A 14409-nucleotide genomic window follows, 5' to 3' on the forward strand; every position below is an offset into this window, starting at 1 on the left:
GCACCGCGGTGCGCCCGGGCGGGTACGATGGGCGCCGATGAGCGCCGCTTCGACCTTCTTCTGGCACGACTACGAGACCTTCGGCCGCGACCCGCGGCAGCACTGGCCGGCGCAGTTCGCCGGCGTGCGCACCGACGCGGAGCTCAACGAGATCGAGCCGCCGCTGGTCCTGTACTGTCGGCCCAGCCCCGATGCCCTGCCGGATCCGCTCAGCTGCGTGCTGACCGGCATCACGCCGCAGCAGTGCCTGCGCGACGGCGTGCCGGAGCGCACCTTCGCCGAGCGCATCGAGGCCGAGCTGGCGCGGCCGGGCACGATCGGGCTCGGCTACAACTCGATCCGCTTCGACGATGAGTTCACGCGCCACCTGCTGTGGCGCAACCTGCTGGATCCGTACGCGCGCGAGTGGCGCCACGGCTGCGGCCGCTGGGATCTGCTGGACGTGGTGCGCGCCGCCTGGGCGCTGCGGCCCGACGGCCTCGAGTGGCCGCAGGTCGACGGTCGGGTCAGCCTGAAGCTGGAGCACTTGAGCGCCGCCAACGGGCTGACGCACGAGCACGCGCACGACGCGCTGTCGGACGTGCGCGCCACGATCGCGCTGGCGCGGCTGCTGCGCGCGCGCCAGCCGCGGCTGTACGCGTTCGCCTTCGCGCTGCGCGAGCGTGACCGCGTGCTGCGCGAGATGGGGCTGCCCTCGGCGCCGCGGCCGTTCGTGCACGTGTCGCCGCAGTTCGGCGCCGAGCGCGGCTTCCTGGCGGCGATGTGGCCGCTGGCGCCGCATCCGCGCAACCGCCACGAGGTGATCGCCTGGGACCTGGCGCATGACCCGCGCGAGCTGGCGGATCTGCGCCCCGAGCAGGTGCGTGCGCGCCTGTTCCTGCGCCGCGAGCATGAGCGCGACGACTGGCGGCGTCTGCCGATCAAGACCGTGCACGTCAACCGCGCCCCGATCGTGATCGGTGGCCTGGCGGTGCTGCGGCAGGGGGCGGCGCAGCGCTTCGGCCTGGACCTCGGCGCGGTGGAGCGCCACGCGGCCCATGCGGCGGGACTGCCGGATCTGAGCGCCCTGTGGGCCGAGGCGTACGCGCCGCCCGAGCGCGACGGGGCGCCCGACGTCGACGCCGCGCTGTACGCCGGCGGTTTCGTGGGGGACGAGGACCGCCGCCGCCTGCAGCGCCTGCGCCTGCTCGACCCGGCCGATCCGGCCTGGCGGCACGCCGGGTTCGAGGACCCGCGCCTGGCGGAGCTGGTGTTTCGCTTCCGCGCCCGCAACCATCCGGAGACGCTGGACGAGGCCGAACGCGCGCGCTGGCGTGCGCACTGCCGCGCACGTCTGCACGGGGGCGCGGGCGGCCGCCCGACGGTGGCGCAGTTCCTGGCCGAGCTGGACGGGCTGGCCGAGCAGGCGCAGGCGCTGCGCGGGGCGCGGGGGCTGGCGATCCTGCAGGCGCTGCGCGACTACGTGGCGACGCTCGAGCCGGCTGGCTGATCCGCCTGCAGCCAGCGGCGGTGCTCGCCGCGCGCCACCCCCTGCAGATAGGCCGGCACCTGGCGCGCCGGCATCGGCGCGGCAAAGCCGTAACCCTGCACCGCGTCGCAGCCCATCGCGCGCAGCGCGTGCAGCTGCGTCGGCCGCTCCACCCCCTCGGCCACCGCGGTGCGGCCGAGCCGGTGGGCCAGCTCGACGGCGGCCAGCACGATGGCGGCGTCGTCGGCGTCGCGGTCGAGGTCGCGCACGAAGCCGCGGTCGATCTTGAGGCGGTCGATCGGAAAGTGCTTCAGGTACGCGAGGCTGGAGTAGCCGGTGCCGAAGTCGTCGATCGCGATGGTGGCGCCGGCATCGCGCAGGCGCTGCAGCTCGGCTTGGGCGCGCTGCGGGTCGCGCATCATCGCCCCTTCGGTGATCTCGAACTCCAGACCGCGCAGCGGCTGCGGCTCGCCGGCCAGCGCGGGCACGGCGGCGGTGCACGCCTGCAGCACCCGATCGGCCACGCCGTCACGGTCGAACTGGCGCGCCGAGAGGTTGACGCTGATGACCAGTTCGGGGTGCTGGGCGCGCCAGGCGTGCGCGTGGCGCGCCGCGCAGCCGCACACCCAGCGGCCCAGCGCCTCGGCCAGGTCCGCCGAGGCCTCCGCCAGCGGGAGGAAGGCCGCCGGCGGCAGCAGCCCGCCGTCCGGTTGCGGCCAGCGCACCAGCGCCTCCAGGCCCAGCAGCGGCAAGCCGTCACGCAGGCCATGGATCGGCTGGAAGTGCAGCGCCAGCGCGTCGTCGCGGATCGCCTCGCGCAGGCGCGTCTCGCGCTCGATGCGCTGCAGCACCGCCTCGTTCATCGACGGCGTGAAGTAGCGCCACGCCGCGCCACCCTCGGCCTTGGCGCTGTACATCGCCAGGTCGGCGCAGCGCAGCAGCTCGGCCGGCTCGGTGGCGTCTCGCGGCGCCAGCGCGATGCCGATGGAGGGGGTCAGGTAGACGCGCTGCCGCTGGCCGGCGGCCGGCTCGACCTCGAACGGCGCCGCCAGCGCTTCCAGCAGCGACAGCGCCACGCGGGCGGCCTGGGTGTCGTCGCTCACGTCGGGCAGCGCGACGACGAACTCGTCGCCGCCCAGCCGGCCGACCACGTCGCCGGCACGCAGCCGCTGGCGCAACCGCGTGGCGGTCTGGCGCAGCACCGCGTCGCCGGCCTCGTGGCCGAGCGAGTCGTTGATGGCCTTGAAGCGGTCCAGGTCGATGAACAGCAGCGCCAGCGTCCCGCCGTGGCGCGCCCGCACCGCCAGCGCCTGCTGCAGCGCCTGCAGGAAGCCGGCGCGGTTGGCCAGCTCGGTCAGGCTGTCGGTGCGCGCCAGCCGTTCGATGGCCGCTTGCGCCTGGCGCCGCTCGGTCACGTCGGTGTAGAGCGTCACGAAGCCGCCGGTGCGCAGCGGCTCGCCATGGATTTCCAGCACGCGGCCGTTGGGCCTCGTGCGTTCGAAGCGGTGCGGCTCGAAGCGCAGCGCGCACTCGGTCAGCGTGCGCACCAGGGCCTCGGGATCCTCGGTGGGACCGTACTCGCCGCGCGCGACGTTGTAGCGGAAGATGTCGGTCAAGGTCACCCCATGGCTTCCCATCAGCGCCTCGGGCAGATCGAGCAGCTCCAGCAGCCGCTGGTTCCAGACCTGCACCCGCAGCTCGCGGTCCACCATCGAGACGCCCACCGGGATGTTGTCCACCAGGGTGCGCAGGATGTCCAGCGCCTGCTCCAGCCGCTCGCGCTCGCGCCGCTGCTCGGTGATGTCGGTGTAGGTCGTCACGAAGCCGATCAGCTCGCCGTCGCGGCGGATCGGCTCGCCGATCACCAGGTGCGTGCGGCCATTCGGGCGCGTGCGCTCCAGCCGGTGCGGCTCGAAGCGCAGCGCCAGTGCGCGCCGCTGCGCCACCGCCTCCTCGACGTCCACCGGGCCGTACTCGCCGCGGCTGGCCGGCACGCGGATCAGCTCGTCGAAATCCACGCCCTCGTGCAGCAGCTCGGCCGGCAGCTCCAGCACGCGGCCGAACTCGGCGTTCCAGACGCGCAGCTTGAGCTGGCGGTCGAAGACGCTGAGGCCCATCGGCAGGTGCTGCACGATCGCCTCGAGGTAGGCGCTGCGCTCGCGCAGCGCCTCCTGCAGCTGCACGCGCTCGGTGATGTCGATGTTGACGCCATAGGCGATGCGGTGGCCGCTGACGCCGTCACGCTCCACCACGATGCGCAGCAGGTGGTGCGTGATGCGCCCGTCCGGATGCGCCAGGCGGTAATGCGTGTCGCCGTGGCCGCGCGCGTAGGCCGCCTCCAGTTCCTCGTTGACGCGCTGGCGGTCCTGCGGCACCAGCAGCCGCAGCGCCGTGGCGCGGTCGGCGGGCTCGCCGGGGGCGATGCCGTGCATGCGCCGGAACATGTCCGACCACCACAGCTGCCCGCTGTCGAGATCGCGCGTCCAGTGTGCGATGCCGAGCCGGTCGAACAGCGCCGACACCCGCTGGCGCTCGTCCTCGACGCGCCGCCCCTTGGCGCGGCCGCGCCGCAGGGCATGCCACCAGCCGGCCATCGCCCCGATGGCCAGGGCCCAGCCGAGCGCGGCCAGGGCGGTCAGCATGCCAGCGGCTCCGTCGTCACGATGCGACCAGTATAGGGCCGGGCCGCACCGGGTGGCCGGCCGGGCGGCTTCGGACTTACCCGCAGCGGCGCCGGTTTCAGCGTCGCCGCCCGCCGCCGGCCAGTCCGCCCAGCAGGCCGCGCACCAGCTGGCGCCCGAGCTGGGCGCCGACCTGGCGCACGGCGGTCTTGACCACCGCCTGCACCAGGCCGTCGGTGTGGCCGCCGCGCGGGCCGCTGCGGCCGAACAGCACCTCGCCGACGAGCCCGCCGAGGCCGCCGCCACCGCCGGGCGCGGACGGCGCCGCCGCCGGCGCGGCGGCGTGCGCGGCGCGCAGCCGCTCGTAGGCGCTTTCGCGGTCCACCGCCTGCTCGTACACCCCGGCCACCAGCGAGGTGCGCAGCAGCCGCTGGCGCTCTTCGGGCGTGACGGGACCGAGCCGGCTGGCCGGCGGCAGCACCCAGGCGCGCTCGGTCTCGCTCGGCCGGCCCTTGGCGTCGAGCAGGCTGACCAGCGCCTCGCCGACGCCGAGCTCGGTGATCGCGCGCTCCAGATCCAGCCCGGCCTTGGGCCGCATCGTCTGCGCGGTGGCCTTGACCGCCTTCTGGTCGCGCGGGGTGAAGGCGCGCAGCGCGTGCTGCACGCGGTTGCCCAGCTGCGCCAGGATGCTGTCGGGGACGTCCAGCGGGTTTTGCGTGACGAAATAGACGCCCACGCCCTTGGAGCGGATCAGCCGCACCACGAGCTCGATGCGCTCCAGCAGCACCTTCGGCGCGTCCTCGAACAGCAGGTGCGCCTCGTCGAAGAAAAAGACGAGCTTGGGCCTGTCGAGGTCGCCCGCTTCCGGCAGCACCTCGAACAGCTCCGACAGCAGCCACAGCAGGAAGGTGCCGTAGAGCCGCGGGGCGTTGAGCAGCTTGTCGGCGGCCAGGATGTTGACCACGCCCTGGCCATCCACCGTCTGCATGAGGTCGGCGATGTCGAGCTGCGGTTCGCCGAAGAAGCGGTCGGCCCCCTGCTGCTCCAGTGCCAGCAGCGCGCGCTGGATGGCGCCGATGCTGGCGGCGCTGACGTTGCCGTACTCGGTGGTGAACTGCCGCGCGTGTTCGCCGACGTGCTGCAGCATCGCGCGCAGGTCCTTCAGGTCCAGCAGCAGCAGGCCCTGGTCGTCGGCGATCTTGAACACGAGGTTGAGCACGCCGGCCTGGGTGTCGTTGAGGCCGAGCATGCGCGCCAGCAGCAGCGGGCCCATGTCGCTGATGGTGGCGCGCACCGGGTGACCCTGCTCGCCGAAGACGTCCCACAGCGTGACCGGACAGGCCGCGGGCTGCGGCGCCGGCAGGCCGCGCTCGGCCAGCACCTGCGCCAGCTTGCCCTCGATGCGGCCGGGCTGGCTGATGCCGGTGAGATCGCCCTTGACGTCGGCCATGAACACCGGCACGCCGTGGCGCGAGAAGCCCTCGGCCAGCGTCTGCAGGGTGACGGTCTTGCCGGTGCCGGTGGCGCCGGTGATGAGGCCGTGGCGGTTGGCCTTGTCCAGCAGCAGGTGGCATTCGGTGGCGCCGTGGCGCGCGACGAGGATCGAGGGGCTCATCGGAGTGCGGAGGGTGGGCAGGGGACGGCAGGCAGGCGGCCGGGCCGCGCGGGCCGGCTCGTAGAATAGCGGATCGCCCCGCATGGCGGGGCCCCGACGGCACGAGCCACCCAGTTTACGACGAGGTTCGCATGGCAGGACATTCCAAGTGGGCCAACATCCAGCACCGCAAGGCGCGCCAGGACGAAAAGCGCCAGCGCATCTGGACGCGCGTGGTGCGCGAGATCATGATCGCGGCGCGCCAGGGCGGTGGTGATCCGGCCGCCAATCCGCGCCTGCGGCTGGCCATCGAGAAGGCCAAGGCCGCCAACATGCCGGCCGACACCATCAAGCGCAACATCGACAAGGCCACCGGCAACCTCGAGGGCGTCAACTACGAGGAAGTGCGCTACGAGGGCTATGGCATCGGCGGCGCGGCCGTCATCGTCGACTGCATGACCGACAACCGCGTGCGCACCGTGGCCGAGGTGCGCCACGTCTTCAGCAAGCACGGCGGCAACCTCGGCACCGAGGGGTCGGTGGCGTTCCAGTTCCAGCACTGCGGGCAGATCGTCTTCGAGCCCGGCACCAGCGAGGACAAGGTGATGGAAGTCGCGCTGGAGGCCGGCGCCGACGACGTGCTGACGCAGGAGGACGGCTCCATCGAGGTGCTGACCGCGCCGGCGCAGTTCGAGGCGGTGCGCGATGCGCTGCAGGCCGCGGGCCTGAAGCCCGCGATGGCCGAGGTGACCTGGCGCCCCACCAACACCGTGCAGCTGAGCGGCGAGGACGCGCAGCGGATGCAAAGGCTGCTGGACGCGCTGGAGGACCTGGACGACGTGCAGGACGTCTTCCACAACGCGGAGCTGGACGCATGAGCGCCGCGGGCCTGCGCGTGCTGGTGGTGGGCGGTGGCGGGCGCGAGCACGCGCTGGCGTGGAAGCTGGCGCAGTCGCCGCGCGCGGCGCGGGTGTTCGTGGCGCCGGGCAACGGCGGCACGGCGCTCGATGCGCGCCTGACCAACGTGCCGATCACCGGCGTGGCCGAGCTGTGCGACTGGGCGAAGCGGGAAGGGATCGACCTGACCGTCGTCGGCCCCGAGGCGCCGCTGGCGGCCGGGATCGTCGATGCCTTCCGTGCCGCCGGACTGCGCATCGTCGGCCCGACGCAGGCCGCCGCGCGGCTGGAGAGCTCCAAGGCGTTCGCCAAGGCGTTCATGCAGCGCCACGGCATCCCCACCGCCACGCACGAGACGTTCGCCGACGCGGCGGCGGCGCACGCCTACGTCGATCGGGTGGGCGCCCCGATCGTCGTCAAGGCCGACGGGCTGGCCGCCGGCAAGGGCGTGGTGGTGGCCATGACCGCCGCCGAGGCGCACGAGGCGATCGACTTCATGCTGCTGGACAACCGGCTCGGCGTGCAGCACAACGCCGAGGGCGCGCGCGTCGTCATCGAATCCTACCTGGAGGGCGAGGAGGCCAGCTTCATCGTGCTGGTGGACGGCACCCACGTGCTGCCGCTGGCCTCCAGCCAGGACCACAAGCGGCTGCTGGACGGCGACACCGGCCCCAACACCGGCGGCATGGGGGCCTACTCGCCGGCGCCGGTGGTGACGCCGGCGGTGCACGAGCGGGTGATGCGCGAGATCATCGAGCCGACCGTGCGCGCGATGGCCGAGGAGGGTACGCCGTACACCGGCTTCCTTTACGCCGGGCTGATGATCGGGCCCGATGGTGCGCCGCGCACGCTGGAGTTCAACTGCCGGCTGGGCGATCCGGAGACGCAGCCGATCCTGATGCGCCTGCGCAGCGACCTGGTGGAGGTGCTGCTGGCGGCCTCCGAAGGTCGGCTCGACACCGTGACGCTGGAGTGGGACGCGCGCGTGGCGCTGGGCGTGGTGGTGGCCGCCGAGGGCTACCCGCTGCAGCCACGCAAGGGCGATGCGATCGAGGCGCTGCCGCCGGATGCCGACGACGCCGTGGTGTTCCATGCCGGCACCACTCAGGCGGCGGACGGCCGGCTGGTCACCAGCGGCGGGCGCGTCCTCTGTTGCACGGCGCTCGGGTCCGACGTGGCCGCGGCGCGCGCGCGCGCCTACGCGCTGGTGCAGGGCGTGCGCTTCGCCGGCATGCAGTTCCGCCGTGACATCGGCCACCGGGCGCTGGCGCGCCCGCCGGCCATCTGAAGGGGCAGGAGGGATCGTCATGGTCAGCGACCCGGTCAGTCTGGTGCGCGAGTACCTGCTTGGTCTGCAGGCGCGCATCACCAGCGCGATCGCCGAGATCGACGGCAAGTCGTTCCTTTCCGACGCCTGGGAGAAGGAGCCCGGCAGCCCGCTGCGGGGCAGCGGGGTGACGCAGATCCTGGAGGACGGTGAGGTGTTCGAGCGCGCCGGCTGCGGCTTTTCGCACGTCAGCGGCCCGAAGCTTCCGGCTTCCGCCACCCAGCACCGGCCCGAGCTGGCCGGGGCGCCGTTCGAGGCGCTCGGGGTGTCGCTGGTGTTCCACCCGCGCAACCCCTACGTGCCGACCGTGCACATGAACGTGCGCATGATCACCGCGCGCCCGCACGGCGGCGAGCCGGTGAGCTGGTTCGGCGGCGGCATGGACCTGACGCCCTATTACGGCTTCGAGGAGGATGCGGTGCACTTCCACCGCACCTGCGCGCAGGCGCTGGCGCCGTTCGGCGCCGACAAGTACCCGCGCTTCAAGGCCTGGTGCGACGACTACTTCTGCCTGCGCCACCGCGGCGAGCAGCGCGGCATCGGCGGCATCTTCTACGATGACCTCACCGAGCTCGGCTTCGAGGGCGGTTTTGCGCTGACGCGCGCGGTGGGCGATGCCTTCCTGCACGCCTACGTGCCGATCGTGCGGCGGCGCATGGAGACCCCCTACGGCGAGCGCGAGCGCCAGCACCAGCTGCTGCGGCGCGGCCGCTACGTCGAGTTCAACCTGGTGTGGGACCGCGGCACGCACTTCGGTCTGCAGTCCGGCGGGCGCACCGAGTCGATCCTGCTGTCGATGCCGCCGCTGGTGCGCTGGGCCTACGACGAGCGGCCGGTGCCCGGCACGCCCGAGCACCGGCTGCTGACCGAGTTCCTGGTGCGCCGGGACTGGCTGTGAACGCGGCGGCGCCGCGGCGCGTCGGCGTCTTCGGGGGCGCCTTCGATCCGCCGCACCGCGTGCACCGGGCGCTGGCCGAGACCGCGCTGCGCCAGCTGAGGCTGGACGCGCTGCACGTCATCCCCACCGGCCAGGCGTGGCACAAGGCGCGCACGCTCAGCCCGGCAGCGCACCGTCTGGCGATGTGCCGGCTGGCGTTCGCGGACCTGCCCGGCGTCGTGGTGGACGAGCGCGAGCTGCGGCGACCCGGGCCGTCTTACACCGTGGACACGCTGGCCGAGCTGCGCGCGCTGCAGCCCGGCGCCGAGCTGCTGCTGCTCCTCGGGGCCGACCAGTGGAACGCGCTGCCGACCTGGCACCGCTGGCGTGACGTGCTGGCGCTGGCCACGCCGGTGGTGGCGGCAAGGCCGGGGGCGATGCTGGACGCCGGGCCGCACGGTGCGCCGCCGCGCACGCTGCCTTGGCCGCCGTGCGAGGTCAGCTCCACCGCCGTGCGTGCCGCCGCAGCCGCCGGTGCCGACGAGGCCGCGCTGGCCCGGCTGGTGCCCGCAGCCGTGGCGCGCTATATTGTCGACCATGGGCTGTACCGCGCGCCGGACGGCCCGCCAACCGCCGATCTCCATGTCTGACACGACCGCCCAACGCCGCATCCAGAAGCTCCAGCGCGCCATCGTCGACGGGCTGGAGGACGTCAAGGCCCAGGACATCCGCGTCTTCAACACCCAGGCGCTGACGCCGCTGTTCGAGCGCGTCGTCATCGCCAGCGGCACCTCCAACCGCCAGACCCGCGCGCTGGCCGCCAGCGTCTGCGACAAGGTCGTCGAGGCGGGGTTCCCGAAACCGCGCCTGGAGGGCGAGGACAACGGCGAGTGGATCATCGTCGACTGCGGCGAAGCGGTGGTGCACGTGATGCAGCCGGCGATCCGCCAGTACTACCGGCTGGAGGAGATCTGGGGCGGCAAGCCGGTGCGGCTGCGCCGTGCCACGCCGCCGGCGGCCGCCGCGTCCGTGGCCGCGCCGGCCGAGTCGCGCACGCGCCGGCGCCGCGCCGCCCGCGCATGAAGTGCCACGTGGTGGCGGTCGGGCAGCGCCTGCCGGCGTGGGCCGAGGAGGCGTGTGCCGACTACCTGAAGCGCTTTCCGCCCGAGGCGCGGGTGGTGGTGCACGCCGTCAAGGCTGAGCCGCGCAGCGAAGGCCGCCCGGTGGCGGCCGTCATGGCGGCCGAAGCCGCGCGGCTGCGCGCGGCCTGCCCGAAGGGCGCGCACCTCGTGGTGCTGGACGAACGCGGGCAGCGCTGCACCACCGAGGAGCTGGCGCAGCGCTGGGCGCGCTGGCAGCAGCGGGGCGACGACGTCGCGCTGCTGATCGGCGGCCCGGACGGCCTGGATCCGGCGCTGCGGGAGCAGGCGCACGAGCGGCTGCGCTTGTCGGATCTGACGCTGCCGCATGCGCTGGTGCGCGTGCTGCTGCTGGAACAACTCTACCGCGCGTGGTCGATCCACGCCGGCCATCCCTATCACCGCGCATGAACGTCCCCTTCGTCGACCTGCCCGCTGACGGCCAGCCGTGGGTGTACCTGGCCTCGCAGAGCCCGCGCCGCCAGGCGCTGCTGCGCGAGTGGGGGGTGCTGCCGGTGCCGTTGCTGCCCGATGCGGATGAGGACGCCGAGGCGCTGGAGGCCCCCCGCCCCGGCGAGCCGCCCGCCGCCTACGTGCGCCGCGTCACGCGCGCCAAGCTGAGCGCGGCGCTGGCGCGCCTGCGGCGGCGCGGCTGGCCCGCCGGCGTGGTGCTGGCCGCCGATACCACGGTGGCGCTGGACGGCGCGATCCTGGGCAAGCCGGCCGATGCGGCCGCGGCGCGCGCGATGCTGGCGCGCCTGTCGGGCCGCACGCACGAGGTGCTGACCGCGGTGGCGGTGGCCGCCGGCGGTCGGCGCTGGCTGCGCGTCAGCCGCTCGCGCGTGGTGTGGCGGGCGCTGGCGCCGGCCGAGATCGACGCCTATGTGGCCAGCGGCGAGCCGTTCGGCAAGGCCGGCGCCTACGCGATCCAGGGGCGCGCGGCGCTGTGGGTGCGCCGCATCGCCGGCAGCCACAGCGGCATCGTCGGCCTGCCGGCCTTCGAGACCGGCGAGCTGCTGGCGCGCGCGGGGCTGGCGCTGCTGCGCTAAGCTAGGGGCCACCATGGCCCAGCACGACATCCTCATCAACTGGTCACCGCAGGAAACGCGCGTGGCCGTCATCGAGCAGGGCGCGGTGCAGGAGGTGCACATCGAGCGCGCGCTGGAGCGCGGGCTGGTGGGCAACATCTACGCCGGGCGCGTGCAGCGCGTGCTGCCGGGCATGCAGTCGGCCTTCGTCGACATCGGGCTGGAGCGCACCGCCTTCCTGCACGTGGCCGACCTGATGCCGCAGATCCAGCAGCGCTTCGGGGCCGGCCGCGGCGAAGGCGGCGAGCCGCGCGGCGCGCCGCCCCCGATCGAGCGCCAGGTCTTCGAGGGCCAGACGCTGCTGGTGCAGGTGCTCAAGGACCCCATCGGTTCCAAGGGCGCGCGCCTGACCACCCAGGTCAGCATCGCCGGGCGGCTGCTGGTGTTTCTGCCGTACGATGAACACGTCGGCGTCTCGCAGAAGATCCCCAACCCGCAGCGCGAGGTGCTGCGCCAGCGCCTGCAGGCGCTGGTGGGGGAGGGCGGGGGCGGCTTCATCCTGCGCACCAACGCCGAGGATGCCAGCGACGAGGAGCTGGCCGACGACATCGCCTACCTGCGCAAGACATGGGCCCGCATCCGCGAGCGCGCCAACACCGCAGCGCCGCCGGCGCTGCTTTACGAGGAGCTCACGCTCGTGCAGCGCGTGCTGCGCGACCTGGCCACGCCGGCCACGCGCAGCATCCAGGTGGATGCGCGCGAGCAGTTCGCCGCGCTGCAGGCGTTCGCCGCCGAATTCACGCCGCAGGTGGCCGATCGGCTGCAGCTCTACCGCGGCGAGCGGCCGATCTTCGAGCCGTACCAGGTCGACGAGGAGATCCAGAAGGCGCTGGGGCGGCGGGTGGACCTGAAGTCCGGCGGCTACCTGGTGATCGACCAGACCGAGGCGCTGACCACGATCGACGTCAACACCGGCGCGTTCGTCGGCGCGCGCAACTTCGACGACACGGTCTTCCGCACCAACCTGGAAGCGGCGCAGGCGATCGCGCGCCAGCTGCGGCTGCGCAACCTGGGCGGCATCGTCATCATCGACTTCATCGACATGGCGCGCGAGGAACACCGCGAGGCGGTGCTGTCCGAGCTGCGCAAGCAGCTGGCGCGCGACCGCGTCAAGACGATGGTGGGGGGCTTCTCGGCGCTGGGGCTGGTGGAGATGACGCGCAAGCGCACGCGCGAGTCGCTGGCGCAGATGCTGACCGAGCCCTGCCCGGCGTGCGACGGGCGCGGGCGCGTGCGCACCGCGCGCACGGTCTGCTACGACATCCTGCGCGAGATCCTGCGCGAGGCGCGTGCCTTCAACCCGCGCGAGTTCCGCATCATCGCCTCGCCAGCGGTGATCGAGCGCTTCCTCGACGAGGAAAGCCAGCACCTGGCGGGCCTGAGCGACTTCATCGGCAAGCCGATCTCGCTGCAGAGCGAAAGCGCGATGACGCAGGAGCAGTACGACATCGTGCTGCTGTGAGGGGCGACCGTGCGTGGCGCGGTGATCAGCCCGCCGCGCCGTCGTCCAGCCCGCGCGCGTGCAGCCGCGCGTACAGACCGCCGGCGGCCAGCAGCTCGGCGTGGCGCCCCTGCTCGACGATGCGGCCGCCTTCCAGCACGACGATGCGGTCGGCGTGCTCGACGGTGGAGAGCCGATGCGCGATCACCAGCGTCGTGCGCCCGGCCATCAGACGCGCCAGCGCCTCCTGCACCAGTCGCTCCGACGTGTTGTCCAGCGCCGAGGTGGCCTCGTCCAGGATCAGCACCGGCGCGTCCTTGTAGATCGCGCGCGCGATCGCCAGCCGCTGGCGCTGCCCGCCGGAGAGTTGCGCGGCGTTGTGGCCGACCACGGTGTCCAAGCCCTGCGGCAGCGCCGGCCACCAGTCGCCGAGGTTGGCCGCCTGCAGCGCCGCGCGCACGCGCGCCTCGTCCGGCTGCGGATCGCCCAGCGCGACGTTGGCGCGCACCGTGTCGTTGAGCAGCACCACGTCCTGGCTGACCATCGCGAACTGGCGCCGCAGCGCCACCAGGTCCCACTCGCGCACGTCGCGCCCGTCGAGCAGCACGCGACCGCGCTGCGGTTCGACGAAGCGCGGCAGCAGGTTGACGAGCGTGGTCTTGCCGGCCCCGGACGGGCCCACCAGCGCCACCACCTCGCCGGCGGCCACCTCCAGGGTCACGGCGCGCAGCGCGTGGCCGCTGCCCTGGGCGTAGCTGACCCAGACATCGTCCAGCACGAGCGCGCCGCGCGCGCGCGGCACCGCGTGCGTGCCCCCGCCTTGCAGCGGCGTGGCGTCGATCAGCGCCAGCCCGCGCTCCAGCGCCGCCAGCCCGCGCGTGATCGGCGTGGCCACGTCGGCCAGCTGGCGCAGCGGCGTCACCAGCATCAGCATCGCCGTGACGAAGCCGACGAAGCTGCCGACCGATACCCCGCCCTGCGCCTGCCACAGCGCGATCACGATCACCGCCGACAAGGCGGCGGCGGCCAGCAGCTGCGTCAGCGGCGTCATCAGCGCGGCGGCCACCGTGCTGCGCAGCGCCAGCCCGCGCAGCGTGGCGTTGAGCCGGTCGAAGCGCGCCTGCTGCTGCGCCTGCGCCTCGTGCAGGCGGATCAGGCGGTGTGCCAGCACGTTTTCCTCCACGACGTAGGCCAGTTCGTCGGTGGCGCCCTGGCTGCGCCGCGTCACGCCGTAGAGCCGGCGCGACAGCGTGCGCATGCCCCAGGCCAGCGGCGGAAACATCGCCAGCACCACCAGCGTCAGCGCCCAGTTCAGCCACAGCAGGTAGGCCAGCAGCGCCGCGATCGTCAGCACCGTGCGCACCAGCGTCAGCAGCGCCCCCACCAGCTGCGTCGCACCGGTGTTGGCCTCGTAGACCACGGTGTTGGACAGCTGGCTGGCGCTTTGCTCGGCGAACAGCCGCAGCTCGGCGCGGCCCAGCCGCTCGAACATCGCGCGCCGCAGCGCCACCATGCCGCCGTTGGCGGTGTAGGCCAGGCCGTAGTGGGCCGCAAACGTGGCCAGCCCGCGCAGCGCGAACAACCCCACCAGCGCCACCGGCACCGCCCACAGCGGCACGCGCCCGGCGACGAACCCCTCATCCAGCAGCAGCTTCAGCAGCGCCGGGATGGCCGGCTCGGTGGCGGCGGCCAGCAGCGCCCCCAGCAGGGCCAGCGCCAGCCCCGCCCGCGCGGGACGGAAGTACGGCCACAGACGGCGCAGGCGCTGCGGCAGCGTGGCGCCTGCCGGCTGGGGGGAGGTGGAGCGTTCGGGGGACAAGGCGGATGGGAGGAAGCAGGCGGGAACTCGCCGGTGGCGTCCAGATCACCTACCGGGCGATCCGTTATTATCGGCGCGCCCGCCTGCACGGCCGGCCGTTTTCCCGGCCGGGCGGCCGGTCGGCGCGGCCCGACGACG

General features: G+C 73.6%; 11 protein-coding genes and 1 pseudogene. 9 read left to right on the top strand and 3 right to left on the bottom strand.

Features of this window, described 5'->3' with window-relative positions:
• The first annotated feature begins 37 nt into the window (after nt 1-37).
• Nucleotides 38-1489: an exodeoxyribonuclease I gene (gene sbcB / locus Tsedi_RS09065; protein WP_143895836.1), complete on the top strand. Its 1452-nt coding sequence runs from the start codon at nt 38-40 to the stop codon at nt 1487-1489.
• On the opposite strand, the gene Tsedi_RS09070 is transcribed toward sbcB, so the two are convergent.
• Nucleotides 1459-4110: a sensor domain-containing protein gene (locus tag Tsedi_RS09070; RefSeq protein ID WP_143895838.1), complete on the bottom strand. Its 2652-nt coding sequence runs from the start codon at nt 4108-4110 to the stop codon at nt 1459-1461. The genes sbcB and Tsedi_RS09070 overlap by 31 nt on opposite strands.
• Before the next feature lie 97 nt (nt 4111-4207).
• Entirely contained in the window at nt 4208-5704 is a 1497-nt protein-coding gene (locus Tsedi_RS09075) for a helicase HerA-like domain-containing protein (protein WP_143895840.1), read from the bottom strand.
• Between the two features lie 131 nt (nt 5705-5835).
• On the opposite strand from Tsedi_RS09075, the gene Tsedi_RS09080 reads away from it, so the two are divergent.
• The 8 genes and pseudogenes from Tsedi_RS09080 to rng all read left to right on the top strand — a co-directional run bounded on the left by Tsedi_RS09080 (nt 5836) and on the right by rng (nt 12473).
• Nucleotides 5836-6561, top strand: coding sequence for a YebC/PmpR family DNA-binding transcriptional regulator (locus tag Tsedi_RS09080; RefSeq protein ID WP_143895842.1), 726 nt, complete (start codon nt 5836-5838; stop codon nt 6559-6561).
• Nucleotides 6562-6572: 11 nt separating this feature from the next.
• The gene (gene purD / locus Tsedi_RS09085) at nt 6573-7868 is read left to right on the top strand and encodes a phosphoribosylamine--glycine ligase (protein ID WP_143895969.1); all 1296 of its coding nucleotides are present in this window, start codon (nt 6573-6575) and stop codon (nt 7866-7868) included.
• Nucleotides 7869-7887: 19 nt separating this feature from the next.
• Nucleotides 7888-8805, top strand: a complete 918-nt coding sequence (gene hemF, locus Tsedi_RS09090) for an oxygen-dependent coproporphyrinogen oxidase (protein ID WP_143895844.1) — start codon at nt 7888-7890, stop codon at nt 8803-8805.
• Nucleotides 8802-9434: a nicotinate (nicotinamide) nucleotide adenylyltransferase gene (nadD, locus tag Tsedi_RS09095; protein WP_185970625.1), complete on the top strand. Its 633-nt coding sequence runs from the start codon at nt 8802-8804 to the stop codon at nt 9432-9434. The genes hemF and nadD overlap by 4 nt, the downstream gene beginning before the upstream one ends.
• Nucleotides 9427-9789, top strand: a pseudogene (gene rsfS / locus Tsedi_RS09100) (ribosome silencing factor); the annotation flags it as partial. The gene nadD and the pseudogene rsfS, both read left to right, overlap by 8 nt.
• A 74-nt stretch (nt 9790-9863) precedes the next feature.
• Nucleotides 9864-10334, top strand: a complete 471-nt coding sequence (gene rlmH / locus Tsedi_RS09105; protein WP_143895846.1) for a 23S rRNA (pseudouridine(1915)-N(3))-methyltransferase RlmH — start codon at nt 9864-9866, stop codon at nt 10332-10334.
• Nucleotides 10331-10972 (top strand): Maf family protein, encoded by a 642-nt coding sequence (locus Tsedi_RS09110; protein WP_143895848.1) that lies wholly within the window; start codon nt 10331-10333, stop codon nt 10970-10972. Before rlmH ends, Tsedi_RS09110 begins: the two co-directional genes overlap by 4 nt.
• Nucleotides 10973-10985: 13 nt before the next feature.
• On the top strand, nt 10986-12473 hold the full coding sequence (gene rng, locus Tsedi_RS09115) for a ribonuclease G (protein WP_143895850.1): 1488 nt from the start codon (nt 10986-10988) through the stop codon (nt 12471-12473).
• 25 nt (nt 12474-12498) lie between these two features.
• Here rng and msbA read toward each other — a convergent pair whose 3' ends face one another.
• Nucleotides 12499-14271, bottom strand: coding sequence for a lipid A export permease/ATP-binding protein MsbA (gene msbA / locus Tsedi_RS09120; RefSeq protein ID WP_143895852.1), 1773 nt, complete (start codon nt 14269-14271; stop codon nt 12499-12501).
• Nucleotides 14272-14409: the final 138 nt, after the last annotated feature.

It is taken from the genome of Tepidimonas sediminis (assembly GCF_007556605.1).
GTDB classification, from domain to species: domain Bacteria; phylum Pseudomonadota; class Gammaproteobacteria; order Burkholderiales; family Burkholderiaceae_C; genus Tepidimonas; species Tepidimonas sediminis.

Coding starts and splice junctions, on each gene's coding strand:
- sbcB (WP_143895836.1), top strand. CDS start 38: ATGAGCGCCGCTTCGACCTTCTTCTGGCACGACTACGAGACCTTCGGC.
- Tsedi_RS09070 (WP_143895838.1), bottom strand. CDS start 4,110: ATGCTGACCGCCCTGGCCGCGCTCGGCTGGGCCCTGGCCATCGGGGCG.
- Tsedi_RS09075 (WP_143895840.1), bottom strand. CDS start 5,704: ATGAGCCCCTCGATCCTCGTCGCGCGCCACGGCGCCACCGAATGCCAC.
- Tsedi_RS09080 (WP_143895842.1), top strand. CDS start 5,836: ATGGCAGGACATTCCAAGTGGGCCAACATCCAGCACCGCAAGGCGCGC.
- hemF (WP_143895844.1), top strand. CDS start 7,888: ATGGTCAGCGACCCGGTCAGTCTGGTGCGCGAGTACCTGCTTGGTCTG.
- rlmH (WP_143895846.1), top strand. CDS start 9,864: ATGAAGTGCCACGTGGTGGCGGTCGGGCAGCGCCTGCCGGCGTGGGCC.
- Tsedi_RS09110 (WP_143895848.1), top strand. CDS start 10,331: ATGAACGTCCCCTTCGTCGACCTGCCCGCTGACGGCCAGCCGTGGGTG.
- rng (WP_143895850.1), top strand. CDS start 10,986: ATGGCCCAGCACGACATCCTCATCAACTGGTCACCGCAGGAAACGCGC.